Source organism: Curtobacterium sp. CFBP9011 (assembly GCF_034045095.1).
Classification (GTDB): Bacteria; Actinomycetota; Actinomycetes; order Actinomycetales; family Microbacteriaceae; genus Curtobacterium.
In genome coordinates this window covers 364,190-389,346 of record NZ_JAXCWN010000002.1, presented here as the reverse complement: position 1 = coordinate 389,346, position 25,157 = coordinate 364,190, and the positions used below count along the sequence as shown (strand labels likewise).

Genomic DNA, 25,157 nt, shown 5'->3' with positions numbered 1-25,157 from the left:
CAGCACGTCGAACGGGGCCTGGGGGAGTCGGGGCAGAGCGAGCACGATGGTCCTCATGACCACCACACTCATCACCGGGGCGAACCGCAGCCTCGGACTCGAGACCGCCCGCCGACTCCTCGAGGCCGGCCACACCGTGTACGCCGGCGTCCGCAACCCCGACGACGCCGACGAGGTGCGTGCCCTCGGCGCCACCGTCGTCCGCCTCGACGTCACCGACCAGTCGAGCATCGACGAGGCCGTCGCGTCGATCCCCGCGCTCGACGTCCTCGTCAACAACGCCGGGGTGCTCGGCACCGCGCACGGGGTCGACGACCTGACCGCCGATGCGATGGCGTCCGTCCTCGACGCCAACGTCACCGGCATCGTCCGGGTCACGCAGGCCGCCCTGCCGCTGCTCCGTGCCTCCGAGAACCCCGTCATCGTGAACGTCGCGTCCGGCGTCGGCTGGCCGCGGTTCCTCAGCACGCCGGGACACGACGAGTTCCCCGTGCCGAGCATCCCGTACGCCGCGTCGAAGGCCGCCGTCATCACCCTCACCGTGCAGTACTCCAAGAACCTGCCCGGGTTCCGCGTCAACGTCAGCGACCCGGGCTACACCGCGACGGACTTCAACGGGCACTCCGGCCACCAGACGGTGACCGAGGGCACGGATGCCACCGTCATGCTCGCGCTCCTCGGGCCGGACGGGCCGACCGGCGAGTTCCACAACCGGCACGGGCGCGTCGACTACTGACGACGACCGGCCGCCGAGCCGACGACGGACGGGAGGCCCGTGGCGGATCCGCCACGGGCCTCCCGTCCGTCCGTCTGGTCGCGGTGCGTCGTCGGTCTGCGGTGGTGCGGGTCAGGCTGCCCAGTGGGACGGTCGCTGGAACCCGTCGTCGAGGCGGGTCCGTGCGTCGCCGCGTGCCGCGTTCACCTGCATCTGCGTCAGGTAGACCGCGCCCCGGAGGTCGGCACCGGACAGGTCCGCGTCGCGGAGGTCCGCGCCGATGCACTCGCACCGGCGGAGGTCGGCACCCGTCAGGTCGGCGCCGATGAGGAGCGCTCCGCGGAGGCTCGCACCCCGAAGGTCCGCCCGCCGCAGGTCGGCGCCGAGCAGGTCCGCGCCCGGGCCGACACGCAGACGGCCGACGCGGCGGTCGTCGCTCGTCGGGGCACGGACGCTGCCGGTGTGCTGGGCACCGGCGTTCCGTGTGTGGGCGTCACGGGTGTGGGCGTCCCGGGTGCGGGCGTCCCGAGCGCGCGCCTCCCGACTCGCATCGAGGAGGAGCGGCCGGGCAGCGTCGTACTCCGCGTCCACGTCCGCCGCGAGCAGCGTGTCCGGGTCCGCGTCGCTGAGGGCGCGCACCCGGTCGAACCGCTCCGTCAGCGGTGCGGCTGCCCGGGGGTCGTGGGCGAGGGTGATCGCCTGGTCAAGGTACCGGAGCAGCTCGTGCAGCCGGCGGACGACGGGGAAGACGGCGAACATCGCGTCGCGGGTCGCCGTGTCGTCACGCCAGGACCGGCCGGCGAAGGTGTGTCGGGACACCTTCTGTCCGGCGCCCGAGCAGTCGAACACCGTGCAGCCCCGGAAGCCCTCGGACCGCAGGCGCGGGTGGATCGTGCACCCGTCGGTGGGGTCGAGGTTGGCGCACGGGTCGCCCGCGTCCTTGTCCACCGGGAAGTCGACCGACCGGGTGAACGCCAACGCGACGCAGCAGAGGCCGAAGCAGTTGGCGCAGTCGGCGCCGAGGTCCTCGCGGCGACCGAGGGTGACCCGGGTACGTGTCGTCATCGCGGACGAGGCTAGCTCACCACGAGGGACGGCTCAGCGGCGCTTGCGGAGCGCGTTCGTGGCCCAGAGTGCGACGGCGATGAGCACCGGCTGGAACAGCAGGCGGACGAAGCGCTTGGTGTCGGTGTCCAGCCCGAAGCCGTCGCGGTGGTGCATCCACTGCGCGATGTTGCCGGGGAAGATCGCCGTGAAGAACACCGCGGCGACCCACCCGACCGTCGCCTGACGACGGACGAGCAGCATGAGGGCGGCGCCGAGCGAGATCTCGGCGATGCCGGAGGCCAGGACCGTCACGTCGGGGTCGAGCGGTACGAACTTCGGCACCTGGGCGCGGAACTCCTCGCGGGCGACGGTGAGGTGGCTGATGCCGGCCCAGGTCATCGTCGCACCGAGCAGGATGCGGACGACGGTGCGGGGGGCGGAGGAGCGGGAGGAACGGCGACGGGACATCGGTTCGGGTGCCTTTCGGTGGTGGGGGAGCGGGACGGGAAGGAGGTGGACCGGGTCAGCGCGCCCGGAGCACGCGGCGGCGGCGGACGAGCTCGAACACGACGACGGTGCCGATCACGGCGAGGAGTCCGGCGCGGGAGCGGCCACGGGTCGCGCGGACGGCAGCGCTCAGCCCGGCGACGGTCAGGCCGACCGCGGCAGCGGTGCCGGTGGTGACCGTGTGGTCCTCGACGTCCGCTCCGACGCGGACCGCACCGAGAGCGGTGGCAGCCGCGGCTGCTGCGGCGCCGACCACTCCGGTGCGGGGGAGCAGCGTGCCGGACGCGACCTCAAGCAGCGGGACGAGGACCGCGTGCGGGAGGCCGGGCGCGAAGCCGCGCTCCGTCATCCGGCTGGCGCGCTGACCGAGCGGCTCCGTGACGAGCGTCGCCGTGCCGTGCGCGGTGAGTGCGGTGCCGACCGCGCTGGTGGTCCTGCTGCGTGCAATCATGTTGCGCACAACCTAACACGTCGTTCCGCCCGACGGCCGGGAGGCCCGTGGCGGGGTCGCCACGGGCCTCCCGGCCGTCTCACGAGTCGCGCTCCGGTGTGCCCTCAGGGGGCGGAGTCAACGACCGTCGTCGTCACGGCGGTCGAGTCGAACACCGTGCCCTCGGGCAGCGTCGGGTTGCCGGACCCGACGAGCGTTCTGGTCCCGATGAAGTCTCCGGACTGCGGGTCGATGACGATCTCAGAGTGCTCGCCCTGGCGGGCCGCCTCGTCACGGCCGATGCCGATGCCCTTGCGCCCGTCGAGGGTCACCGTGTCGTGGGTGATCGTCGTGCCCGGGATCTTCGCGAGTACCTGGTACATCGCGCTCCGGAGGTCGGCCGGGACCATCCCGGTGCCCAGGTCGTCGGTGATCAGGGTGGTCATCGCCTCCTCGTGGCTGGCCGAACCGGCCGCATGGTCGGACACCCACCCGTAGAGCGCCGCCGGGTCGCGGGGCATCTCGGCGAGCTCGGCCGGGGTCCACGGCGTGCCGTAGAAGGCGCCGCCGGCCGCGTGCAGGGTCTCCACCGGGTACCCCTGCGGGTCACGGTTCCACGCCGCCTCCGCCTCGGCCGCCTTCGCCGCCGGGAAGTACTGGGTCGGCTGTCCGGAGTCACGGACGAGGGTCCACTGGGCCGTCGGGTCAGCCGGCTGGTACACGGTGATCGAGTAGGGCACGAGCGCGGACATCTCTGAGGTGAAGAACGCCTGGCTGGCTTCCTGCACCTCCACCTTGCGGAACTGGCCGGGGGCGACGACAGGGTCGCTCGTCCGGACTGTGACGTCGGCGGCGCGCTCGAGCACCTCGGCGGCGGTCGCGGCCTGCGGCTGGGAGCCCACGATCGGCACCGAGTCAGACGTGCCGGTGACGTTCCCGACGACGAGCACCGTGGCCGTGACCGTCACGGCGGCGACGGTCCCCAGCGCGCCGAAGGTCCAGCGCGAACGGTTCCGGCGCCGGGCGACGGTCTGCTCCAGGACCGCTCGGCGGATCGGCGTGATGGCGGCATCGAGGGCAGCGCCCTCGGGCGGCGGCATGGTGATCATGAGATGTTCTCCATCCCCTGCGCTGCGCGGTTCGTCCGGAGCCGGGCGCGGGATCGTTGGATGCGCTTGCGCGCGTTGACGGGGGAGAGGCCGAGCATGGCGGCAGCCTCGTCGTAGGTCCGGTCCTGCAGGAGGCAGAGCTCGCAGAGTTCCCGGTCGGGGGAGTCGAGAGCGGCGATCTCGTTCTGCACCCACCGCAGCTGCTGTGCAGCCTCGTCGTGCTCGACCTGTCGGTACCACGCGTCGGATGCGCCGGTGTGTTCGTCGATCTCGTCGATGCGGTGCGACCGGCGTTGACGGTTCGTGTTCATCGCGATGTTCCGGGCGCTGGTGAGCAGCCAGGGGAGTGCGCTCGACCCGACGATCCGGATGTCCTTCCGACGGCGCCAGGCGACGAGGAACGTCTCCTGCACGATGTCATCGACGTCCGACCGTTGGTCGGCGAGCCCCCAGGCGTAGCGGAACACCGCGCGGCTGTGTCGGTCGAGCATCTCGGTGTACGCCTCGGCGTCACCGCGTCCGATCGACGTGATGAGTTCTGTGTCCGGGATCTCGCCCGGCCCCCTCGGTCTGGTCACGACCACCTCCGATCATGAGGTGTCGCCGACCGGGTCCGTGTGACAGATCCGTCCCGCTGCCTCGTCGCATGATCGTGCCACAGCGACAACGAGGGGAGCGCGGGGCCCGTCGAGGTGGTGGGTCACCCACGCTCAGATCCACCGAACTGACATAATATGCATTATCGGCGCACAGCTCGGGGCTGCCGGACCCCGCCCAGCGCAGCCTGACGCTCCGGCGCGGCGGTTCACGACGGCTGCGCCCAACAGAAGCCTGCTGGAACCACGGGATGCCGCGGTTCGGACGAGCTTCTGTTGTGCGGCACCCGCCAGGAACGCGGCACGCGCCGACCGGAGCCGCCAACCGTCCGGCAGGATGGACGCATGAGCGACGCAGCAGTCCAGCCCGCCCGCCGTCCGACCGTCCTGTTCGTCTGCGTGCACAACGCCGGCCGCTCGCAGATGGCGGCCGGGTTCCTCCGCGCGATCGCCGGCGACCGCGTCGACGTCTTCTCCGCCGGCTCCGAACCCGCCGACCAGGTGAACCAGGTTGCGGTAGCCGCCATGCAGGAGGTCGGCATCGACATCGTCGGCCGGACGCCGGAGGTCCTCACCACGGACGCCGTCCGGCACGCCGACGTCGTCGTGACGATGGGCTGCGGCGACGCCTGCCCGGTGTTCCCCGGCAAGCGCTACGAGGACTGGGAACTCACCGACCCGGCAGGCCTGCCGCTCGAGGCCGTCCGCCCGATCCGCGACGACGTCCGCGGACGCGTCGAACGCCTGGTGTCGACACTCGTCTGAGTGCCGTCACCAGGCGTCCGGCGTGGTGCGCGAGCGTCAGTTCGACGAGTCGTCGGACGTCGTCGGGACGTCCGAGCTGTCGATCTCGAGCGCTGCGTGCTCCTCGCCCCGCTCGCCGACGGTGGACTGCTCCGTGTCGGGCTGCTCGGGCTCTGCCTGCGTGGTCTCTTCTGCCGGATCCGGCTGGCTGTACGTCATGGGCGCGACGCTACGCCGACGACGGCGTGTCGCTCGCAGGGACGGACCGCGCACCGGACGGACCGTCGGACTGGAGGCCCGTGGCGGCCTGGCACCGCGCCTCCCGTCCGACGGTCAGTCGCGGTGGCGACGCACCAACTCCGGCAGTTCCGCCGGCTCGAAAAGTTCGTCGGTGGCGTCGAGCTCGTCGGCCGTCCACCAGCGCGAGGCGAGGATGTCGACCCGCTCGTCGTCGGTCCACTCGGCATCGGACAGCGCGAAGCCGGGCGTCCGGACCACGTAGAACTCGGCGTGCCCGCGGTCGTGGTCGGCCTGGTCCCACTCGACGGCGAAGTCCCACGACCAGACCGGCTCGCCGGGTTCGTCGATGACGATGCCGGTCTCCTCGCGGAGTTCGCGGATCGCGGCGTCACGGTGCGACTCCCCCGGGTCCACACCGCCGCCCGGCGTGATCCAGCGGTGCGCGCCGTCGGACGACGGCGCGTTCGTGTCCATGAGGAACACACGCCCGTCGGGGTCGAGCAGCAGGATGCGGGAGGTCCGGCGCAGGCCGGGTGCGGCGGTCACTTCGATCAGGCCGTGAAGGAGCTGACGTCGCCGACGAGCTTGGTGTGGTCGGCGGGGATCGGCTCGACCGCGGCGAGGGCGATCTCGGCCGCGAACTCGGAGACGCTGTAGAGCTTGCCGACGGCGTCCCGACGGCCCTCGATCGCGCCGGGGTTCAGGCGGTTCAGCAGGGTCGCGGTGATGGTGCCCTCGATCATGTCGCCGGAGACCGTGACGAACTCGATGCCCGCCGCTTCGAGCTGGGGCAGGAGCTCGCGGAGGGCGAGTTCGCCGGCGCGCTTGCTCTTCGCGACCGGGACGTACTCGGGCATGGTCTCGGCGGTCTCGACGAAGTGGGCCTGGTGGCTCGTGACGAAGACGACCCGCGAGCCGGAGGGCATGTGCGGCACCGCGGTCTGGAGCATGTCGACCTGGGCGTCGCGGTTCAGGCGGAGCGCGTAGTCCTCGCCCATGCCGGACTCCATCCCGCCGGAGGCGTTGAGCACGAGCAGGTCGATGCCGCCCCACTCGGCGACGACCGCGTCGACCATGGCCTGCACGGAGTCGTGGTCGGTGAGGTCGGCCTGCAGAGCCAGGGCCGCTCCCCCGGCTGCAACGACCTTCTCGACGATCTGCTCGGCACGACGGGCCTTGTTGCGGTAGTTGACGACGACCTTCGCGCCGGCCTCGGCCAGGTAGCCGACGGTGTCCGCTCCGATGCCGCGCGAGGAGCCGGTGACGAGGGCGCGCGTGCCGTCGAGGGATCCGGGGGCGAGGGGGCTGCTCACAGTGCTGTCTCCTGTCGTGGGGCGGCGCCGGTCCTGGTCGTCCCGGGCGGCATCGAGCCTAGCAAGCGTGCGCCCGCAGACGGCCGGGCAGTCACCGGGGCGGGTCGGTGCCACCTGCCGATCAGTGGTCGCTGATACGTTGGACGCAACAGGACCGGACATCGCGATGCTGCGAAGGCCGTGCGCGATGCAAGGGAGGGAGATCGCGTGAACGTCTCGGATTGGACCCAGGTGATCGTGTGGATCGCCCTGGTGCTCGTGTTGGGGGTGGTCGAGGTCTTCACCCTCGACTTCATCTTCCTCATGCTCGCGGCCGGTGCCGCCGGCGGGTTGATCGCCGCGTTGCTCGGCGCGCCGTGGTGGCTCAGCGTGATCATCGCCGCGGTGCTCGCACTGCTGCTGCTCGCCGTCGTCCGTCCTCGTGTGCTGCAGGCGCTGAACCGCGGTGCCGACCCGCACCGCACTGGCGTCGAGGGACTGGTCGGCATGGCCGGCACGGTCGCCCTCGCGTTCACACCCTCCGCCCCCGGTCAGGTCCGCCTGGCCAACGGTGAGACCTGGAGCGCCCGGTTCGCCGCCGGCGCCGTCGACCGCACGCCGCCGCTCGGCACGCGCGTGGTCGTCGAGTCCATCGAAGGCTCCACCGCCGTCGTCCGCATCGAACAGAAGGCAGCCCAATGACGCTCTCCACCGGGACGGTCGTGCTCATCGTCCTGATCGTGGTCATCGTGATCTTCGTGATCACGGTCCTCGCGAAGGCCATCCGCATCGTCCCCCAGGCCACCGCTGGCGTGGTCGAACGACTCGGCAAGTACCACAAGACCCTCACCCCGGGGTTGAACCTGCTGGTGCCGTTCATCGACCGGCTCCGGCCGCTCATCGACATGCGTGAACAGGTCGTCTCGTTCCCGCCACAGCCCGTCATCACCGAGGACAACCTGGTCGTCTCGATCGACACGGTCGTCTACTTCCAGGTCACCGACGCCCGCGCCGCCACCTACGAGATCGCGAACTACCTCGGCGCCGTCGAGCAGCTCACGACCACCACGCTCCGCAACGTCGTCGGTGGCCTGAACCTCGAAGAGGCACTGACCAGCCGCGACAACATCAACGGCCAGCTCCGCGTCGTCCTCGACGAGGCGACCGGCAAGTGGGGCATCCGTGTCGGCCGAGTCGAGCTGAAGGCCATCGAGCCGCCCGTGTCGATCGTCGACGCGATGGAGCAGCAGCTGCGCGCCGAGCGGAACCGTCGTGCGGCGATCCTGCAGGCCGAGGGCACGAAGCAGTCGCAGATCCTCGAGGCCGAGGGCCAGCGACAGGCCGCGATCCTCGGTGCCGAGGGTGACGCGAAGGCCCAGGTCCTCCGGGCCGAGGGTGAAGCGCAGGCCATCGCGACCGTGTTCGACGCCATCCACCAGGGCGACCCGGACGAGAAGCTGCTGTCTTACCAGTACCTGCAGATGCTCCCGAAGATCGCCGAGGGCAACTCGAACAAGCTCTGGATGATCCCGAGCGAGTTCACCGAGGCGCTGTCCGGCATCGCGAAGGGCTTCAGTGCCCAGCGGACCGGTTCCGGTGGGTCGGCGGCCGGTGGCGCTGCCGGATCGGACTTCCTGTCGCGGATCTCGAAGCTCGCTGACGAGAGCCTCGCCAACACCCAGGCACGGGACGGCGCCGGACGCTCCGGCTCCCCCGCGGCCGACGCCTCCGTCGCGGACATCGTGCCGCCGTCGGAGCTCGACGACCGCCTGGCCCAGTCGGACCGCAGCATGGGTGAACGACTCTCGGCCGCCGAGAGCGAAGCCGACGCCGCGTTCGGCACGGACCCCGCGCGCGACTGAACCGACTGACGTCGGACACGACGACGGCCCGCTCCCCTGCTGGGGAGCGGGCCGTTCTCGTCTGTTGCGGCTAGGCGCCGCGACGGGCCCGGAGGACCTGGAGACGTTCCTCCAGCAGTTCCTCGAGCTCTTCCCGGGAGCGCCGCTCGAGCAGCATGTCCCAGTGGGTACGTGGTGCCTTGACGTCCTCGGCAGCGATCTCGACGGGCTTGCCGTCCTCGCCGAGGAGACGCCCCTCCCAACCGCTCCGTGGGTCCGACCACACCTGCGGGACCTCGGCGTCGGCGGAGAACACCACGTCGAAGGTCTCACCCGATGCTGCCTGGTAGACGGCGCGCTTCCGCTCGGAGAGCTCGACACCGTCCTCGCTCTGGAGGCTCTGGCTCCCGAGCCGCATGCCTCGGAGACTCCGATCAGCCATGTCCGACTCCTCTCGCTCGTTCCCCCGGTCCAACCCACACCACCCGGGTTTCGTTCCGGTGGGGCTGCATTCACAGTCCCTTCCCAGTGCGCGGGGTCCGATCGGCACCCGCAGGACGGCGTCAGCGGTGCCGTCGACGCCAGGGAGCGCAGGCCAGCAGCATGAGCAGCCCGCCGAGCGACAGCACCAGGGTGACGTCCCCGGACACCACGGTGGCGGGGGTCGTCGAGGTGCCGAGCGGGACGTCGGTCACCATCGAGGTCGCCGTGTACGCGGGCACCCGGTCGATGGTGCGACCGTCCGGGTCGATCACCTGGGACGCTCCGACGGTAGAGATGTTGACGAGCGACCGTCCGGTCTCGACCGCCCGCATCCGCGCGATCTCGAGCTGCTGCAGGTTCTCGTCGGTGCCGTCGAAGTCCGCGTTGTTCGTCTGCGCCAGGATCACCTGCGCTCCCCCACGCGCCAGGTCGGCGGTCAACCCGTCGTCGACGACGTCGAAGCAGATCATCACGCCGGCCCTGATGCCCGCGACCGGCAGCACGTTCGGCTTCGTCCCCGGCGTGTAGTCGCGCTGCAGCAGGCCGATCAGCGACGGCGCGAGCTTCGAGTAGAGCCAGCGGTCCGGCACGTACTCACCGAACGGCACCGGGCGCTTCTTGTCGTAGGAGGCCTGCCAGCCGTCCGCGCCCCAGACGAACGAGGTGTTGTGCAGCACACCCGACGAGGTCTGCGTCACGGCTCCGGCGACGATCGGCGCGCCGACGCTCTGCACGACCGCGTCGAGCGCTCCGGCGATGACCGGTTCGCGGCGTGGGTCGTACTCGGCGCCCGCCTCCGGCCAGACCACCAGGTCGACCCCGCGGGCGTCGACGTCGGTCGCGGCGACCTGGGAGCGCAGGACGTCGCCAGGCTGTGCGCGGTCGAAGTAGCCCGCCGGGCCGTTGCCCTGCACGGACTCGATCCGGACGGTGCCGTGGACCGCGGTCGGCCACGCGGGTACGGCGAGCACCGCGGACACGAGCAGCCCGGCGGTCGCGATGCGCATCGGCAGCCGGACACCGCCGACCAGCCCGAGGGACACCACCACGGCGACGCAGTACACGACGACGAAGCTCAGCCCGAGCACGCCGACGTAGGCGGCGATGTGCGTGAAGGGACCCTGCGACTGCGACAGGCCCACCCGGCCCCAGGCGAACCCGCCGTAGGGCCAGCTGCCGGAGAACCACTCGCGTCCGGTCCACAGAGCGGCCACCACGGCCGGGAGGCCCCACACCCGCCCGGCGGTCGAGGTCACCACCCGCGGGACCCACCGGTACGCCAGTGCGATCGCGACCGAGCCGAGGGCGAAGAGGGCCGCCTCGAGCAACGCCAGCGCGAACCACGGCACCGGGCCGAGGTACCGACCGGCCCAGGAGATCGCCGGCACCCAGAACACGGCACCGGCGAGCAGGCCGAGCCAGGACGCCCGACGGGCACGCTGGCCCATCGCCGCGAGCAGCAGGCACGCCACGGCGGGGTAGGCCAGGAACCACCAGCCCGGCGACGGGAACGACAGGGCGAAGAGCAGACCACCGATCACCGAGAGGGGCACCGCCTGTCCGAGCGGCAGCGCGGCGAAGACGGATGCCGAACCCGGCACGTCCGGCGCCGACGGCCCGTGCGCACGCCGGACGCCCGCCCGCGCCGGGCGCGCGGCTGTCCCGAGGACCGTCACCGGGCCTCCCGTCAGACCGTCGCGTACGCGACGATGCCGCGGCGGACCGCGTCGGTGGCACGACGTGCGACCTGCGCCAGGTCGGGGTCGCCGGCGTTGCGGATCTGGTCGAGGAGGTCGATGACCTGCTTCGACCAGCGGACGAAGTCACCGGCGGCCAGGTCGAGCGAGCGCAGCACGTCGTCGAGCGCTGAACCGGACGCCCAGCGGAACATGCCGAGTGCGATGGCCGGGGTCGGCGGCTCGGAGCCCGCGAGCCGGGCGTCGCGCTCGACGTCGTCCAGGCGCGACCAGATCGTCAGCGTCTCGTCGAGTGCCGGACGGAACGCGCCACGCGGGACGGCGTGCTCGGTGCCGGGCGCGTCCTCACGACGCGGCTGGTAGACGATCGTCGCGGCCATGCCGGCCATCTGCGCGGGCGTGAGGTCCTTCCAGACCCCCGCCTCCAGGCACTCGGCGACCAGCAGGTCGCGGTCGCCGTAGATGCGCTGCAGGCGCCGACCACCGGCGGCCACCGTGACGTCGCCCTGCGCGTCCTGCACCAGGTACCCGAGCGCCAGCAGCACGTCGGTGACCCGGTCGAACGTCGTCGCGACGGCACCCGTGCGCGAGCGGATCTGCTGCACGAGCTTGTCGTTGGTGCGCTTGAGCTTGTACCAGCGCTCGGCCCAGCGGGCATGGGCCTCGCGGTCCGGGCAGGCGTGGCAGGGGTGGCGCTGGAGCTGGCGTCGGACCTCGCTGATCGCGGCCTGGCGCTCCTGACGGGCACCGTGCGACGCCTCACGACCACCGGGGACGTTCGTGCGCTCGAGGTCGGAGAGCCGTCGGCGGAGCGCTGCGTACTCGGTGAAGTCGCCGAGGTGGCACTGCATGGCGTCCTGGTACCCGTCGAGCGACTCTTGCTGCGAGCGGACCTTGCGGGCCAGGTCGACGACCGAGCGGTCCGCCTGGAACTGCGCGAACGAGGTCTCGAGGACCTCGCGCGTCCGGTCGCGGCCGAACTGCTCGATGAGGTTGACCGCCATGTTGTACGTCGGCTTGAACGACGAGTTGAGCGGGTACGTCCGACGACTCGCGAGCGAGGCCACCGCCTGCGGCTCGAGCCCGTCCGTCCACTGCACGACCGAGTGGCCTTCGACGTCGATGCCACGGCGACCCGCGCGGCCGGTGAGCTGGGTGTACTCCCCCGGGGTGATCGGCACCCGGGCCTCGCCGTTGAACTTCTCGAGCTTCTCGAGCACCACGGTGCGCGCCGGCATGTTCACGCCGAGCGCCAGGGTCTCGGTGGCGAACACGACCTTTACGAGCTTGCGCTGGAACAGGTCCTCGACCACCTCCTTGAAGGCGGGCAGCAGGCCGGCGTGGTGCGCGGCGACGCCGCGTTCGAGGCCCTCGAGCCACTCCCAGTAGCCGAGCACCGCCAGGTCCTCGTCGAGCAGCGTGCGGCAGTGGTACTCGGCCGTCTCGCGGATCTCCCGACGCTCGTCGGCCGTCGTCAGGGACAGCCCGGAGCGCACGACGTGCCGGACGCCCTGGTCGCAGCCGTTGCGGCTGAACACGAAGAAGATCGCCGGCAGCAGCATGCGCTCGTCGAGCATCTTCGCGATCTGCTCGCGGTGCGCCTTCTCGGTGCGCGGGCCGCGACGCTCGGGGAACCCGCCGCGCCCGCGTCGGCCGCGGGGACCGCCGGACCCCCGGGAGGCACTGCCCACCAGACGGAGCAGCTCCGGGTTGACCCGGTTGGTCGCCGCCGCACCCGACGAGTCGAACAGGTCGACCATCTTGTTGCCGACGAGGACGTGCTGGTCGAGCGGCACCGGACGGTCCTCGGACACGATGACGTCGGTGTCGCCGCGGACCGTCTGCAGCCAGTCGCCGAACTCCTCGGCGTTGCTGACCGTGGCGGACAGGGAGACCAGCCGGACCTCGGTCGGCAGGTGCAGGATGACCTCTTCCCAGACCGCCCCGCGGAACCGGTCGGCCAGGTAGTGCACCTCGTCGAGGACGACCCAGGCCAGGTCGTCGAGCAGGTCCGAGTCGGCGTAGATCATGTTCCGCAGGACCTCGGTCGTCATCACGACGACGCGGGCCCGCGGGTTGACGTTCGTGTCGCCGGTGAGCAGCCCGACCTCGGTCTCGCCGTAGGCCTGCACGAGCTCGGCGTACTTCTGGTTGCTCAGCGCCTTCATCGGCGTCGTGTAGAACACCTTCGCGGTCGGCTGCCGCATCGCCAACCAGATCGCGAACTCGGCGATGATCGTCTTGCCGGCACCGGTCGGCGCGGCCACCAGGACGCTCCGGCCCTGGTCCACCGAGTCGCAGGCCGCGAACTGGAACGGGTCGAGGTCGAAGCGCAGGTCGGTCCGGAACAGCTCGAGGTTCCGCGAGCGTGAGCGGACCTTCGCGGCGGCGAACCGCTCGGCGGGGCTGAGGCTCGTCTCGGTCACAGGTCGTACTCCTCGTCGAGCTTCGCCTGGCGCTTCGCCACACGGCGGTCGTGGATCCACGTGACCAGGCAGGCCGCGAAGTACAGCACGACCATCGGGATCGCCAGGATGAACATCGACAGGATGTCCGCTGACGGGGTCACCAGGGCGGTGAAGATCAGGATGAGCACGATCGCGACGCGCCACGAGCGGATGATCGCCGCCGCCGACAGCACGCCGACGAAGTTCAGCAGCACCAGGAACACCGGCAGCACGAAGGCGATGCCGACAGCGACGATGAGCTTGATGACGAAGTCGTAGTAGGCCTTCGCGTCGACGATCGAGGTGTCCTGGGCGGAGACGAAGCTGCCGAGGATCCCGACCACGTGCGGCAGGACGTACCAGCCGAACGCGCACCCGGCGAAGAACAGCGGGATCGCGGTGCCGAGGAAGCCCCAGACGTACTGCTTCTCACGCCGGACCAGGGCCGGGACGATGAAGGCCCAGATCTGGTACAGCCACACCGGACTGGCGATGACGACACCGATCGTGATCGCGATCTGCAACCGCAGGTCGAACGCTCCGGTGATCATCGGGAAGTTGAGTTCGGCCGTGTGACCGCCGACCCGGGCGAGCTGCGTCACCGGGGACCGGAGCGAGTCGAGCACGAACGGTGTGAGGAACCAGCCGCCGATCGCGCCGACGAGGACCGCGATGACCGCCTTGAACAGACGGTTGCGCAGCTCGATCAGGTGCTGGCCGAGGGACATGCGGCCTTCGGGCTCCTTGGGACGGCGCCCTTGCCGCTTCTCTCGCCCGCTCGCGGTCGTCGAAGCCATGCCCCGATCCTACGGCAGCGCTCCGTCAGTGGATGTCGAGCGCGGCCGCGGCGAAGTCGTGCACGGCCTGGCGGGCCGCCGGCGGGTCGAGCACCACGGCCCGGCCCGGCAGCCCGGCCACCAGGCGCACGACCCCGTCGAAACCGGCGGACGCGGCGAGCCGGATGCGCACCCGTCCGCCGTCGTCGGGGGCGTCCGCGGTGTCGGCCAGGAAGTCGGCGACCAGCGGCAGCGACGAGCCGTCGAGCTCCACGGTCACGATGACGTCCTGGGCACTCTGCTGGAACAGCGTGTCCGGCAGCACGACGTCGTCGAGCGTACGTTCCGCGGGCCGGTCGTCGACGCGCACGCCGGACATCCGGTCGAGTCGGAACGTCCGGACGGCGGCCCGGTCGAGGTCCCAGGCGCGGAGGTACCAGTCCGCGTCGATCGACTCCACCCGCAGCGGGTCGACCCGGCGGGTGCTGCCCTGCGTCCGCGGGCCGGCGTACTCGAACCGCAGGCCGCGGCGACCGGACATGGCCTCGCGGATGACGGTCAGGGCGGCGTCGTGCAGGTCCTGGCCGACGGCGACGTTGCCCGAGGCGCCACCGGCACCGCGGGACAGCTTCGCCATCAGGGCGCGGATCGCGTCCTTGTCGGCGGCCTCGGGCAGCGCCGACAGGTACTGCAGGCCGGCGATGAGCGCCGATGCCTCGCGGGCGGACAGCCGCGGGGCGTCGTCGATCGCCACGAGGTTCGTCAGCACGATCATGTCGTTCTGGTCGAAGTCGTCCCAGGCGATGTCGAACAGGTCGCCGTGCTGGTACTGCATGGTCTCGCCGGGGACACCGGAGACCGCGATCAACTCGACGGCCCGACGGATCCGAGACTCCGGGACGCCGAAGTGCCGGGCGGCCTCGGACACCGAGACGCGCTCCCGGTCGATCAGGTACGGCACCAGGGCCAGCAGGAAGGCGAGCTTGTCCTGCGCCTGCAGCGGTTGCGCGTCAGCCATGCGTCGCTCCGTCGTTCCCCGTGGTCTCGTCCGCGGCACCGAGGTCGGGCGCGCCGGTGTGGTCCTCGACGAGCACCCGGAGCCGGTCCACCACACGCTGCCGCAGGTCCTCGGGTTCGACGACGCGGACCTCGGGCCCGAAGGCGGCCAGTTCCTCGGCCAGGATCTGCGGGTCGACGTGGTGGATCACGAGTTCGCCCTCGGTCGTCGAGGTCGTGTCCCGGCGTCGGGTGAGTCGGCGCTCGGCGTCGGAGCCCGGGCCGACGTGCACCGTTGCGGTGCGCTCCGCCCAGACGCGGTCGAGCCCGGCCAGTGCCCGCTCCCCCGCGTCGGCGGGCGCCGGGTGCTGCCCGACCTCGTACTGGGTCACCGGACCGACGATCCGGGCGAGCAGGTAGTTCTTCTCGGAGTCGGTCGCGAACTCGTGCGCCGCGAGCATCCACCGGCCACCGTGCTGCACGAGCGCCAGCGGGGCGAGTTCGCGGACCCGGGCCTCGTGGTGCCCGGGCGTGATGTACGAGAACCGGACGGCGGCCGCACGGTCGAGGGCCGAGCGCAGCGGCTCGAAGGCCGCGTCGCGGGTGCGCAGACGCGGGGCGTAGGCACCGATGGCGGCGGCACCGTCGCCCGCGTCGTGCTCCGACCCGTCGTCGTCGGACCCGGCCGAACGGACCTTGAGCAGCCCGCGGCGGGAGTCGGCGGAGAGCGCACCCTCACGCCACGCCATCGCAGCGAGGGAGAGCAGTGCGGACTCGTCCGGGGTGAACCGGACGTCGAGCGGCAGGTCGTACTCGCCCTTCGGGATCCGGTAGCGCAGCGTCTGGTTGTTGCCCGCGGCGCCCGGCGTCTCGATGGTCTCGAGCGGGATGCCGAGTTCGCGGACGTCGTCCTTGTCCCGCTCGAACTGACGCTCGAGCGAGGCGTTGTCCCCGCCGGTGCTGTAGCGCTGCCGGTAGCCCTGGACGTTCGCCAGGATCTCGGACTTCGTCAGCCCGGACTCCGTCGACAGGAGCGCCAGGACCAGGCTGAACAGCCGTTCCTCAGCGGGCACACGGGGAGCACGAGTGGTGGGCACGTGCCGATCCTACGCAGCCTGCGGTGCGCGTCAGCGCGGCATCACGCCGAGCACGTCGATGACGTACGCCGACGCGGACGCGGACGCGGACCCGGACGCGGCACCCTGCTCGTGGTCGATCGCCAGGACCTGGTCGCCGACGTGACGGCCGAGGAGCGCCTTCCGGATGCCCTCGGCGATCTGGCCCTTCGCCAGCGGCAACGGCTGCGCGCCGGAGCCGTCGGTCCAGCTGGAGCCCACGACGGCCGAGTCGGCCGTGCTGCTGCCCCACGAGACGGCGGTGTACTTGACGACGACCGTGTCCTTCGCGGTGAGCGTCGCGCCGTCGCCCTTGCGGAGCAGGTGCTGCACGTCGTCCTTCGGCGCCGACCACGACGGGATCGTGATGCCGGGCGCGCCGTTCGGTGCGAGCACGACGGCGGGCATGCCGTCGCCCGCCAGCTGGGGCGTCCCGGAGGCACGTGCGTCGAAGGCGCGCTTGACGTCGATGACGAAGACGGCGGAGTCCTCGGCCTTCGACGACGTGGAGCCCGAGTCGGCGGTGGCGGCGGTGCCGGAGAGTGCCGACTTCGGCATCACCACGGCGAGGCGGTCGCCGACGCGCGAGCACTCGAGCGCCTTGCCGAGTGCGCCGCCGTTGGTCGAACCGGCCGTCAGCGGGGCGGTGCTGCCGGTGTAGCCGGTGGTCTGCGCGACCGCTCCGGTGGCACCGTCGACGAGCGTGTACTCGAGCAGTACGGGCGTGCCGTCACCGATCGTGCGGCCGTCGCCCTGACGGAGGACCGAGACCTGGGTGCCGCGGACGGTGAGACCGGCGGGCACGTTGACCTTCGGCTCCGAACCGAAGGCGCCCTTCGCCGTCACGGACTCGGACGCGGCGCCGGACGGGGCGCACGTGCCGGCCGTTCCGGCCCCGGGCGTGGCGCACGCGGTCAGCGACGCGAGGAGTCCGATGGTGACGACGAGTGCGGGGATGGCGCGCACGGATCCTCTTTCCGGTCGATGCAGGACGGGCACGGGGGAAGCCTACCGGTCGCCGTCGGAGGGGTCGGACGCCGCCGAGGCCGCTTCGGCAGCGGCGACCTTGCGGGCCTGGGCAGCCGCCTGGCGGGCGACCTTCCGGAGCTTCTTGTCGCTGGCCCCGCGCTCGCCGACCGCGCCGGGCGTCCAGGCCTCGACGTCCTCGTCGGAGAACTCGGCCTTGCCGGCACGACGCTTGAGGTTCGGCAGGACGACCCCGTCCGCCAGACGACGGGCGGTGATCAGGAACCCCGTGTGCGCCACCATCCGGTGGTCCGGACGGACAGCCAGACCCTCGACGTGCCAGGTGCGCACCAGGGTCTCGCTGGACTGCGGGTCGGTGAAGCGTCCGGTGTCGCGGAGCGCCTCGGCGGTGCGGGACAGCTGCGTCACGGTGGCGACGTAGCAGACGATGAGGCCGCCGGGAGCGAGCGCGTCCGCCGCCTCGTCGACGCACTCCCACGGCGCGAGCATGTCGAGCACGACACGGTCGATGCTCTGCGGCTCGACGGCCTCGGGCAGTTCCTCGACCAGGTCGCCCACGGTGACGGACCAGTTGTCGGGGACGGCGCCGAGGAAGGTGCCGACGTTGCCCCGGGCGATCGCGGCGAACTCCTCGCGACGCTCGAAGGACTGCAGGCTGCCGCTCGGGCCGATGGCGCGGAGCAACCAGAGCGACAGGGCACCCGAGCCGACGCCGGCCTCGACCACTCGAGCGCCCGGGAAGACGTCCGCGAAGGCCACGATCTGGGCCGCGTCCTTCGGGTAGACGATCGCGGCACCGCGGGGCATCGACATCACGTAGTCGTTGAGCAGCGGGCGGAGCGCCAGGTACTCGTCGCCCGTGCTGGCACGGATCACCGAACCGTCCGGCTGCCCGATGACGTCGTCGTGGGCGAGCATGCCGCGGTGCGTGTGGTAGACCACGCCGGGCTCGAGCGACAGTGTCGTGAGCTTGCCCTTCGGGCCGGTGAGCTGCACCCGGTCGCCGGCGCGGAACGGCCCGCGGGGCGGGGTGTGCGGGGCACCGCCGGCGGTGTGCGGCAGCTCCGCCTCCATGGCTGAGACGATGTGGTCGGCCGCACCAGCGCCGTGCGCTCCGGCGTCCGGCGCTCCGGCGTCCGGCGCTCCGGCGTCGTGCGCTCCGGCGTCCGGCGCTCCGGCGTCGTGCGCTCCGGCGTCCGGCGTCGTGGTGGTGTCGTCGCTCATCGCGCGTCCCCTTCGGTGACGGGGGCCGACGTCGGGTCGGAGGCCGGGCCTCCCTGGCGTTCGGCGGCACGCGCGGTGAGCGCCGGACCGGTGAGTTCGAGCAGGCGGTCGACGTCGACGCCGGCGAGGGTGGTGAGGTGCACGTCGCCGGCGCCCTCGGCGATCGGGACGATGTGCTCGACCGCGACGGTGACGGCACCCGAGGCGCGGGCCGAGGCGACGCCGGTGGCGGAGTCCTCGATCGCGATGCAGGCGGTGGGCTCGACGCCGAGCTGCGCAGCGGCAGCAAGGTAGGCGTCCGGGTGCGGCTTCGGACGATCGACGTCGTCGCCGGCCACGACGACCCGGAAGCCACGGGCGCCGAACGCCTCGGCCGTCACGAGCGCCATCGTCCGCCGGGACATCGTCACGAGGGCGGTCGGGATCCCGCGGTCGTGCAGTTCCTCGACGAGTTCACGGGCGCCGGGACGCCAGGGCAGGTCGTCGCCGTGCAGGCGTTCGACCACGTAGTCGGTCATCCACTGGACGATCTCCTCGACCTCCATGTCGACGCCCTTGTCGCGGAGGATCTCCCCCGAGCGCTCCAGGCCGCTGCCCACCAGCGACAGACCGTCCTGGTGGGTCCACTCGGCGCCGTAGCGGGCGGTGAGCACGACCTGCGACTCCTGCCAGATCGGCTCGGTGTCGATGATCGTGCCGTCCATGTCCCACAGCACGGCATCGGGCAGCACGCTCGTGGGCTGGGCGGGGGCAGGGGGTTGCGCGGTCACGGGCGACGAGTCTACCGGCGACGCCGTCCGGGGCGGTCCGGTGGTGCCTGCGGCGCCGTCGAGCGGTCAGGACACACCGCTCACCTCCGCCGAGTGGTCACGGACCGTCGCTCTGGAGGCCCGTACCCGACAGGACGTGACCGGTCGCCGCCGCCGGGCGGGCGCGTCGGACACCCCCGTACCCGACAGGTCGTGACCGGTCGCCGCCGCCGGGCGGGCGCGTCGGACACCCCGGCGACGGCGGCACAGCACGTGGAGGGCGGCAGGCCGACGGCGGGACTATCGTGGATGCCTGATCGTGTCCGGTCGGCGCGCGCGCGAGCGCGGCGGACCACTCCACCACCAGGAGGCCCTGCCGTGCCACAGCACTCCCCCTTCAGCGACGGACGGCTCCTCGTCGTCGCGTTCGAGGGCTGGAACGACGCGGGAGAGGCCGCGAGCGGTCTCGCCCGCCGCATCGTCGACGCGCTCGAACTCTCCGAGCTGCGGGAGATCGACGGCGAACGCTACGTCGACTACCAGTTCAACCGGCCCGAGGTCGGTTTCGACGACGAGGGCGAACGTGGCGTCCAGTGGCCCCGGATCGTCCTGCACGGGCCGAGTGCCGAGGGTCGCCCGGTGATCGGTGCGACCGGCGCCCCGACCGAGCGCGACGTCTTCGTCCTGGTCGGCCCGGAGCCCTCCCGCACCTGGCGCGGCTTCTGCGCCGAGGTCATCGACCTGGCCGACGTCTACTCGATCGACGCCGTGGTGTTCGTCGGCGCGATGCTCGCCGACGTGCCGCACACCCGCCCGATCTCGGTGTTCGTGTCGAGCGAGAACGCGACCGTCCGTGCCGCGTTCGACGTGGACAAGTCGACGTACGAGGGGCCGACCGGCATCCTCGGGGTCCTGGCCGACTCGATGGACAAGGCCGGACTCACGACCCTGTCGCTCTGGGCATCGGTGCCGCACTACGTGCACAACGCCCCGTCGCCGAAGGCCACCCTGTCGCTCCTCGACAAGATGGAGGAGCTCACCGACGTCACCGTCCCCCGCGGCACCCTGCTCGACGACGCCGCGCAGTGGGAGGAGGGCATCGACGCCCTCGCCTCGGACGACGAGGACATGGCCTCGTACATCGGGCAGCTCGAGCAGGCGCGGGACACCGTCGACTCCCCCGAGGCGTCCGGCGACGCGATCGCGCAGGAGTTCGAGCAGTACCTCCGGCGTCGCGAGCACAAGGACGGCAAGGACGGCAACGGCGCAGCCGGCGAAGGGCCCTGGCGTCCGCCGCAGCCGCCGCAGTAGGCGTGAGCCGCGTCGGGGACGCGAGCCGCGTCACGACGAGCACCTGAGGGACGGGAGGCCCGGGACCAGCTGGTCCCGGGCCTCCCGTCCGTCAGTGGCGTGCCGGTGACGGGTGTGCGTCAGCCGATGCGGATGCCGAGGAGCGCGTCGACCAGGTCGACGAGCTCTGGCGTGGCGGCCGTGCCGGCGGCGATCGCGGTGTCGACGACCGCGACGGCACCGGGCGTGTCGAGGTCGTCCGCGACGCGGGCCCGGAGGCGTGCGACCACGTCGGCGGCGGGCTGCTCGTCGTCCACCTGCTTGCCGTCCGCCTGCTTGCCGTCCAAGCGGGCGGCCCAGTCATCCCACGACGCGAGTCGGCGCTCGGCGTCCTCAAGGTCCCCGTCGAACCACTCCCAGTCGTCCGAGTACCGGTGCGACAGCAGCGCCAGGCGGATCGCCCGCGGGTCGGCGCCACCGTCGAGGAGGCCTCGGACGGTGACCAGGTTGCCGAGCGACTTCGAGATCTTCGTGCCCTGGTACGCGACCATGCCGGTGTGCACGTAGGCGTTCGCGAGCGGCTGCTGGGCGAGGGCCGCGGCGTGACCGGCGCTCATCTCGTGGTGCGGGAAGACCAGGTCGCTGCCACCGCCCTGCACGCTGATCGGCAGACCGAGACGGTCACCGGCGATCACGCTGCACTCGATGTGCCAGCCGGGGCGTCCGGGGCCGATCTCGGTGTCCCAGCTCGGCTCGCCCTGCCGCTCGGCACGCCACAGCAGCGGGTCGAGCGGGTCGCGCTTGCCGGGGCGGTCGGGGTCGCCCCCGCGTTCGGCGGAGAGGGCGAGCATGGTGTCGCGGTCCAGGCGGCTCTCGTCACCGAGCGTCCAGACGTCGTTCGCCCGCTGCACGTCGAAGTACAGGTCCTCGCCGTCGGAGTCGGGCGTCGGCACGGTGTAGGCGTAGCCGGTCTCCTCGAGGTAGGCGACGGCCTCGGCGACGCGGTCGACCTCGTCGGTGACGGCCACGTAGTCGTCCGGCGGCAGGACGCGCAGTGCCTCCATGTCGCGGCGGAACAGGTCGATCTGCGAGGCGGCGAGCTCCTGCCAGTCGACGCCGTCGCGGGTGGCGCGCTCGAGCAGCGGGTCGTCGACGTCGGTCGTGTTCTGGGCGTACTGCACCTGCAGGCCGGCGTCGCGCCAGACCCGGCCGAGCGTGTCGAACGCCAGGTAGGTGGCAGCGTGGCCCAGGTGTGTGGCGTCGTAGGGCGTGATGCCGCAGACGTACAGGGCTGCACGGTCGGCACCGCGGGTGGGGTCGACGGGCTTGCCGGTGGCGGTGTCGTGCACGACCGGGCGGGGCCCGTTGCCCGGGACCTCCGGGACGGACGGAGTGGACCAGGCCCTCATGCCTGCACCACCCCGAGCGACAGGAGCACGATGAGGACGATCCCGAGCAGGATCCGGTAGACGACGAACGGCATGAAGCTCCGCTTGCTGATGTAGTTCATGAACGCGGCGATGACGACGAAGCCGACGACGAACGCCACCACGGTCGCGATGAGGGTGTCGGCGAGGCCGAACGGTGCGCCGGTGTCCCCGAGGCTCGTCGCTGCCTCGTACAGGCCGGACAGGAACACCGCGGGGATGGCCAGGAGGAACGCGAACCGTGCCGCGGCCGGCCGCGTGTAGCCGAGGGCGAGCCCCATCGACACGGTGGCGCCGGAGCGGGAGACGCCCGGCACGAGGGCCAGGACCTGGGCGAGGCCGATGAGGATGCCGCCGCCGAAGGTCATCTGCTCGATCGGGCGGACCTTGCGGCCGACGCGGTCCAGCACGCCCAGGACGACGCCGAAGACGATGAGCACGATCGCGACGATCCACAGCGACCGGAAGGTCGTCTCGATGGTGTCCTGCAGGAGCAGCCCGACGACGCCGATCGGGATCGTGCCGATGATCACGAGCCAGCCGACGCGGACGTCCGGGTCGTTCCGCGGGACCTTGCCGGCCAGCGCGCCGAACCACTTCCGGACGATCCGGACGATGTCCTTCCAGAAGTAGATGAGCACGGCCGTCTCGGTGCCGAGCTGCGTCACCGCCGTGAAGGCCGCGCCGGGGTCCTGCGCGTCGGGCAGGAACAGCCCGACGATGCGCAGGTGGGCGCTGGAGGAGACCGGCAGGAACTCCGTCAGCCCCTGGACGAAGCCGAGGAAGATCGCCTCGAAGATGTGCACGTGTGCGGCCTTTCGCCGGTGCTGGACTCGGTTGTGCCGTCACCGACGACGACCATGCACGGTATCAGTAGGTCGCGAACAGGTCTCCGAGGACGCGGCGACCGAACGCCAACGACTCCAGCGGCACACGCTCGTCGACCCCGTGGAACATCGCCGGGAAGTCGACGCCGGCCGGCAGCTGCAGCGGCACGAAGCCGTACCCGGCGATGCCGAGCCGCGAGAGCGCCTTGTTGTCGGTCCCCCCGGACAGCAGGTACGGCAGCACCGGGGCGCCCGGGTCGTGGCGCTCGAGGACGTCCCGCACGGCGTCGACGAGCGGGCCGCCGAAGTCCTGCTCGAGCCCGACGTCCTGGTGGGTCATCGTCACCTCGACGTCGTCGCCGGCCAGTTCGCGCACCCGGGCCAGGACGGCGTCCTCGTCGCCGGGCAGGCAGCGGATGTCGACGAGCGCCGTCGCCTGGTCCGGGATCACGTTGTGCTTGTAGCCGGCGCTGAGGACGGTCGGGTTCGTGGTCGTGTGCAGGGCCGCGTGGATGAACCGGGCGGCGGAACCGGTGGCGAGGGCGACCTCGTCCGGGCCGGTGGCGACCGGGTCGACGCCCAGGAACCGGGCGACCTCGGCGACCATCGCGGTCGTCGTGTCGGACAACCGGACCGGCCACTCCTCGCTGCCGATCCGTGCGACGGCGGCGGCGATCTTCGTGACCGCGTTGTCTCTGATGACGTGCGACCCGTGCGCTGCCGTGCCCCGCGCGGTGAGCTTCACCCACATCAGGGCCTTCTCGCCGGTCTGGAGCAGGTAGGCGCGCCGGTCCCCGAGGGTGATCGAGTAGCCGCCGACCTCGCTGATCGCCGCCGTGGCACCGTCGAAGACCTCGGGGTGGGTGTCGACGACGTGGTGTGCGCCGAGGACCCCACCGGCTTCCTCGTCGGCGAAGTACGCGATCACCAGGTCCCGGTCGGGAGCACCCTGCTGCTCGATGACGTCCGACAGTGCGGTCAGCATCATCGCGTCCATGTTCTTCATGTCGACGGCGCCGCGGCCCCAGAGGGAACCGTCGCGCACCTCGCCGCCGAACGGGTCGACGGACCAGTTCTCCGGGTCGGCGGGGACGACGTCGAGGTGCCCGTGGACGACGAGCCCGGGCTTGCTGCGGTCACGACCCGGCACCCGGGCGACGACGCTGACACGGTCGGGTTCGGACTCGAACAGCTGGGTCGTCAGCCCGAGGCCCTGCAGCGCCGACTCGACGTAGTGCGCCGCATCGGTCTCGCCGCGGGACTTCCCCTCACCCCAGTTCGTGGTGTCGATCCGGATGAGGTCCCGCGCGATCGCCGCGGTGCGTTCCAGCTCGGACGTCATGGTGCAACGCTACCGGCGACGGACACGCTCCCCTCGCCGCGCCCGGGATGCGCGGCCGTGTTCAACGGGCGTTCACACCCGTGCTAGTGTCTTCTCTCGGCAGGAACGCCGGGGAAACCCGGTCGAACGGCCCGATGCCAGCACCAGTTGCTCGGCGTCACACCCAGTCCGGGTGGCGGAATTGGTAGACGCGCTAGCTTGAGGTGCTAGTGCCCGTATTAGGGCGTAGGGGTTCAAGTCCCCTCTCGGACACGCAGCACTGGCTCCTCGGAGCAGATGCTCGATCACTTGTGTTGAGACAAGCGGCGAACGGCCCTCCTTCGGGAGGGCCGTTCGTTTTTGTGCGCCCGGGGGTCGCGCGCCTCCGTTCGTTCGCGCCCAGCGACACGGCTCGTGCCACGCGCCTCGAACGATGTCGCCAGCCGCGAAACGCGCCGCGGCCCGACGCCGGACGGGAGGCCCGGCACGCGCCCGCCACGCGCCTCCGGTCGGTTCGCGCTCACCGACACGGCACGCGCCACGCGACCCGAACGGTGTCGCCAGGCGCGAATCGCGCCGCGACCCGACGCCGGACGGGAGGCACGGCACGCGCCCGCCACGCGCCTCCCGTCGTTCGCACCCAGCGACACCGCTCGCGGCGCACCACCCGAACGGTGTCGCCAGGCGCGGAACCGTCCGCCGCGGCCCGGCCGAGCGTCAGCGTCGCGCGCGACGCACCACCCACACCGCGACGCCACCGATCAGCAGGTACGGCCACATCGTCACGACGGGGTCGAGCACCCCGTGCCGCCAGTCCCGTCGCGACGAGCCGACACGTGCGCGCACCGCCCTGTCCGCCCGCTCCGCCGCGATGCCGGTCTCCGCGACGATCCGGTCCGGCCGCCCGCGCAGCGCGTCCGTCACCCGGTGCGTGGCCACGTCGAGCCGGTCGCCGACGACGAGCAGCATCCAATGCGCCAGGCGCCCCTCGCTGAACCGCCGGTACGCGTACCGCTTGACGACCCCGGCGAGTCCGGACAGCGGCTGCGCGGTGCCGAACACCGGCGTGACGTGGGCGTGCTCGATCGAGCGTTCGCGGCCATCCGCACCCGGCTGCGTCTCCGGGCGGACCCAGTGCGCCCCGGTGGCCGAGCCCGCCTCGCGCGAGAGCTTGGGCACGCTCGGCCGGTCGGCGAGGTCCAGGTCGCTCCCCCACCCTGGGACCCGCGCCCGCAGCTCGTCGGCGCTCGGCACGTCCTTCGCCCGGTCGGCGACGTACGGCATGTGGTCGGTCATC

The 25,157-nt window shown here is 71.9% G+C and carries 26 protein-coding genes and 1 tRNA gene; 6 read left to right on the top strand and 21 right to left on the bottom strand.

Going from position 1 to position 25,157, the window contains the following annotated elements:
* Positions 1–55: 55 nt before the first annotated feature.
* A complete protein-coding gene (locus SOM35_RS06065; RefSeq protein WP_320514725.1) occupies positions 56–736 on the top strand; it encodes an SDR family NAD(P)-dependent oxidoreductase in 681 nt (226 codons plus the stop codon).
* 111 nt (positions 737–847) lie between these two features.
* Here the strand turns inward: SOM35_RS06065 and SOM35_RS06060 are convergent, their stop codons facing one another.
* The 5 genes from SOM35_RS06060 to SOM35_RS06040 form a co-directional block, all read right to left on the bottom strand.
* Complete coding sequence (locus SOM35_RS06060) at positions 848–1,780, bottom strand: pentapeptide repeat-containing protein (RefSeq protein WP_320514724.1); 933 nt, start codon at positions 1,778–1,780, stop codon at positions 848–850.
* A gap of 33 nt (positions 1,781–1,813) precedes the next feature.
* Positions 1,814–2,230, bottom strand: a complete 417-nt coding sequence (locus tag SOM35_RS06055; protein ID WP_320514723.1) for a DoxX family protein — start codon at positions 2,228–2,230, stop codon at positions 1,814–1,816.
* A 55-nt stretch (positions 2,231–2,285) separates the two neighbouring features.
* Positions 2,286–2,720: a hypothetical protein gene (locus SOM35_RS06050; protein ID WP_320514722.1), complete on the bottom strand. Its 435-nt coding sequence runs from the start codon at positions 2,718–2,720 to the stop codon at positions 2,286–2,288.
* A gap of 104 nt (positions 2,721–2,824) precedes the next feature.
* Entirely contained in the window at positions 2,825–3,808 is a 984-nt protein-coding gene (locus SOM35_RS06045; protein WP_320514721.1) for a CU044_5270 family protein, read from the bottom strand.
* The gene (locus tag SOM35_RS06040) at positions 3,805–4,386 is read right to left on the bottom strand and encodes a sigma-70 family RNA polymerase sigma factor (RefSeq protein WP_166778938.1); all 582 of its coding nucleotides are present in this window, start codon (positions 4,384–4,386) and stop codon (positions 3,805–3,807) included. Before SOM35_RS06040 ends, SOM35_RS06045 begins: the two co-directional genes overlap by 4 nt.
* A gap of 363 nt (positions 4,387–4,749) precedes the next feature.
* Here SOM35_RS06040 and SOM35_RS06035 point away from each other — a divergent pair, with 363 nt between their 5' ends.
* A complete protein-coding gene (locus tag SOM35_RS06035) occupies positions 4,750–5,169 on the top strand; it encodes an arsenate reductase ArsC (protein WP_320514720.1) in 420 nt (139 codons plus the stop codon).
* Between the two features lie 36 nt (positions 5,170–5,205).
* Here the strand turns inward: SOM35_RS06035 and SOM35_RS06030 are convergent, their stop codons facing one another.
* The 3 genes from SOM35_RS06030 to SOM35_RS06020 form a co-directional block, all read right to left on the bottom strand.
* The gene (locus SOM35_RS06030) at positions 5,206–5,367 is read right to left on the bottom strand and encodes a hypothetical protein (protein ID WP_320514719.1); all 162 of its coding nucleotides are present in this window, start codon (positions 5,365–5,367) and stop codon (positions 5,206–5,208) included.
* A 114-nt stretch (positions 5,368–5,481) separates the two neighbouring features.
* Positions 5,482–5,934: an NUDIX hydrolase gene (locus SOM35_RS06025; RefSeq protein ID WP_320514718.1), complete on the bottom strand. Its 453-nt coding sequence runs from the start codon at positions 5,932–5,934 to the stop codon at positions 5,482–5,484.
* 5 nt (positions 5,935–5,939) lie between these two features.
* Entirely contained in the window at positions 5,940–6,701 is a 762-nt protein-coding gene (locus SOM35_RS06020) for an SDR family oxidoreductase (RefSeq protein ID WP_204607832.1), read from the bottom strand.
* Between the two features lie 207 nt (positions 6,702–6,908).
* On the opposite strand from SOM35_RS06020, the gene SOM35_RS06015 reads away from it, so the two are divergent.
* Together SOM35_RS06015 and SOM35_RS06010 are read left to right on the top strand one after the other, a co-directional pair.
* The gene (locus SOM35_RS06015) at positions 6,909–7,382 is read left to right on the top strand and encodes an NfeD family protein (RefSeq protein ID WP_320514717.1); all 474 of its coding nucleotides are present in this window, start codon (positions 6,909–6,911) and stop codon (positions 7,380–7,382) included.
* The gene (locus SOM35_RS06010) at positions 7,379–8,542 is read left to right on the top strand and encodes an SPFH domain-containing protein (protein ID WP_253463129.1); all 1,164 of its coding nucleotides are present in this window, start codon (positions 7,379–7,381) and stop codon (positions 8,540–8,542) included. The genes SOM35_RS06015 and SOM35_RS06010 overlap by 4 nt, the downstream gene beginning before the upstream one ends.
* Before the next feature lie 70 nt (positions 8,543–8,612).
* Here the strand turns inward: SOM35_RS06010 and SOM35_RS06005 are convergent, their stop codons facing one another.
* The 9 genes from SOM35_RS06005 to SOM35_RS05965 form a co-directional block, all read right to left on the bottom strand.
* On the bottom strand, positions 8,613–8,963 hold the full coding sequence (locus tag SOM35_RS06005; RefSeq protein WP_111073696.1) for an RNA polymerase-binding protein RbpA: 351 nt from the start codon (positions 8,961–8,963) through the stop codon (positions 8,613–8,615).
* Between the two features lie 121 nt (positions 8,964–9,084).
* Positions 9,085–10,605: an apolipoprotein N-acyltransferase gene (gene lnt / locus SOM35_RS06000; RefSeq protein ID WP_320514716.1), complete on the bottom strand. Its 1,521-nt coding sequence runs from the start codon at positions 10,603–10,605 to the stop codon at positions 9,085–9,087.
* An 86-nt stretch (positions 10,606–10,691) separates the two neighbouring features.
* Complete coding sequence (locus tag SOM35_RS05995; RefSeq protein WP_320514715.1) at positions 10,692–13,127, bottom strand: DEAD/DEAH box helicase; 2,436 nt, start codon at positions 13,125–13,127, stop codon at positions 10,692–10,694.
* Positions 13,124–13,876, bottom strand: coding sequence for a twin-arginine translocase subunit TatC (tatC, locus tag SOM35_RS05990; RefSeq protein WP_414648560.1), 753 nt, complete (start codon positions 13,874–13,876; stop codon positions 13,124–13,126). Before tatC ends, SOM35_RS05995 begins: the two co-directional genes overlap by 4 nt.
* A gap of 94 nt (positions 13,877–13,970) precedes the next feature.
* Complete coding sequence (locus SOM35_RS05985; RefSeq protein ID WP_221849533.1) at positions 13,971–14,942, bottom strand: helix-turn-helix transcriptional regulator; 972 nt, start codon at positions 14,940–14,942, stop codon at positions 13,971–13,973.
* Positions 14,935–16,017 carry a helix-turn-helix transcriptional regulator gene (locus SOM35_RS05980; RefSeq protein ID WP_221849532.1) on the bottom strand — a complete coding sequence of 361 codons (1,083 nt, stop codon included), beginning with the start codon at positions 16,015–16,017 and terminating at the stop codon, positions 14,935–14,937. Before SOM35_RS05980 ends, SOM35_RS05985 begins: the two co-directional genes overlap by 8 nt.
* A 30-nt stretch (positions 16,018–16,047) precedes the next feature.
* A complete protein-coding gene (locus SOM35_RS05975) occupies positions 16,048–17,001 on the bottom strand; it encodes an FKBP-type peptidyl-prolyl cis-trans isomerase (protein ID WP_320514713.1) in 954 nt (317 codons plus the stop codon).
* A gap of 42 nt (positions 17,002–17,043) precedes the next feature.
* Complete coding sequence (locus SOM35_RS05970; protein ID WP_320514906.1) at positions 17,044–18,096, bottom strand: tRNA (adenine-N1)-methyltransferase; 1,053 nt, start codon at positions 18,094–18,096, stop codon at positions 17,044–17,046.
* A 146-nt stretch (positions 18,097–18,242) separates the two neighbouring features.
* Entirely contained in the window at positions 18,243–19,016 is a 774-nt protein-coding gene (locus tag SOM35_RS05965; RefSeq protein ID WP_308118734.1) for an HAD family hydrolase, read from the bottom strand.
* Positions 19,017–19,373: 357 nt separating this feature from the next.
* On the opposite strand from SOM35_RS05965, the gene SOM35_RS05960 reads away from it, so the two are divergent.
* The gene (locus SOM35_RS05960) at positions 19,374–20,306 is read left to right on the top strand and encodes a proteasome assembly chaperone family protein (RefSeq protein WP_111073484.1); all 933 of its coding nucleotides are present in this window, start codon (positions 19,374–19,376) and stop codon (positions 20,304–20,306) included.
* A gap of 119 nt (positions 20,307–20,425) precedes the next feature.
* Here the strand turns inward: SOM35_RS05960 and mshC are convergent, their stop codons facing one another.
* From mshC to SOM35_RS05945, 3 genes are all read right to left on the bottom strand, one after another.
* Complete coding sequence (mshC, locus tag SOM35_RS05955; RefSeq protein ID WP_320514712.1) at positions 20,426–21,694, bottom strand: cysteine--1-D-myo-inosityl 2-amino-2-deoxy-alpha-D-glucopyranoside ligase; 1,269 nt, start codon at positions 21,692–21,694, stop codon at positions 20,426–20,428.
* The gene (locus SOM35_RS05950; RefSeq protein WP_204607821.1) at positions 21,691–22,518 is read right to left on the bottom strand and encodes an undecaprenyl-diphosphate phosphatase; all 828 of its coding nucleotides are present in this window, start codon (positions 22,516–22,518) and stop codon (positions 21,691–21,693) included. The genes mshC and SOM35_RS05950 overlap by 4 nt, the downstream gene beginning before the upstream one ends.
* A 64-nt stretch (positions 22,519–22,582) precedes the next feature.
* Positions 22,583–23,881 carry a M20/M25/M40 family metallo-hydrolase gene (locus SOM35_RS05945; protein WP_320514711.1) on the bottom strand — a complete coding sequence of 433 codons (1,299 nt, stop codon included), beginning with the start codon at positions 23,879–23,881 and terminating at the stop codon, positions 22,583–22,585.
* Positions 23,882–24,047: 166 nt separating this feature from the next.
* On the opposite strand from SOM35_RS05945, the gene SOM35_RS05940 reads away from it, so the two are divergent.
* Positions 24,048–24,133, top strand: a tRNA-Leu gene (locus tag SOM35_RS05940).
* Between the two features lie 444 nt (positions 24,134–24,577).
* Here SOM35_RS05940 and SOM35_RS05935 read toward each other — a convergent pair.
* On the bottom strand, positions 24,578–25,156 hold the full coding sequence (locus SOM35_RS05935; RefSeq protein WP_320514710.1) for a hypothetical protein: 579 nt from the start codon (positions 25,154–25,156) through the stop codon (positions 24,578–24,580).
* Position 25,157: the final 1 nt, after the last annotated feature.

Coding starts and splice junctions, on each gene's coding strand:
- SOM35_RS06065 (WP_320514725.1), top strand. CDS start 56: ATGACCACCACACTCATCACCGGGGCGAACCGCAGCCTCGGACTCGAG.
- SOM35_RS06060 (WP_320514724.1), bottom strand. CDS start 1,780: ATGACGACACGTACCCGGGTCACCCTCGGTCGCCGCGAGGACCTCGGC.
- SOM35_RS06055 (WP_320514723.1), bottom strand. CDS start 2,230: ATGTCCCGTCGCCGTTCCTCCCGCTCCTCCGCCCCCCGCACCGTCGTC.
- SOM35_RS06050 (WP_320514722.1), bottom strand. CDS start 2,720: ATGATTGCACGCAGCAGGACCACCAGCGCGGTCGGCACCGCACTCACC.
- SOM35_RS06045 (WP_320514721.1), bottom strand. CDS start 3,808: ATGATCACCATGCCGCCGCCCGAGGGCGCTGCCCTCGATGCCGCCATC.
- SOM35_RS06035 (WP_320514720.1), top strand. CDS start 4,750: ATGAGCGACGCAGCAGTCCAGCCCGCCCGCCGTCCGACCGTCCTGTTC.
- SOM35_RS06030 (WP_320514719.1), bottom strand. CDS start 5,367: ATGACGTACAGCCAGCCGGATCCGGCAGAAGAGACCACGCAGGCAGAG.
- SOM35_RS06010 (WP_253463129.1), top strand. CDS start 7,379: ATGACGCTCTCCACCGGGACGGTCGTGCTCATCGTCCTGATCGTGGTC.
- SOM35_RS06005 (WP_111073696.1), bottom strand. CDS start 8,963: ATGGCTGATCGGAGTCTCCGAGGCATGCGGCTCGGGAGCCAGAGCCTC.
- tatC (WP_414648560.1), bottom strand. CDS start 13,876: ATGTCCCTCGGCCAGCACCTGATCGAGCTGCGCAACCGTCTGTTCAAG.
- SOM35_RS05985 (WP_221849533.1), bottom strand. CDS start 14,942: ATGGCTGACGCGCAACCGCTGCAGGCGCAGGACAAGCTCGCCTTCCTG.
- SOM35_RS05970 (WP_320514906.1), bottom strand. CDS start 18,096: ATGGAGGCGGAGCTGCCGCACACCGCCGGCGGTGCCCCGCACACCCCG.
- mshC (WP_320514712.1), bottom strand. CDS start 21,694: ATGAGGGCCTGGTCCACTCCGTCCGTCCCGGAGGTCCCGGGCAACGGG.
- SOM35_RS05945 (WP_320514711.1), bottom strand. CDS start 23,881: ATGACGTCCGAGCTGGAACGCACCGCGGCGATCGCGCGGGACCTCATC.
- SOM35_RS05935 (WP_320514710.1), bottom strand. CDS start 25,156: ATGACCGACCACATGCCGTACGTCGCCGACCGGGCGAAGGACGTGCCG.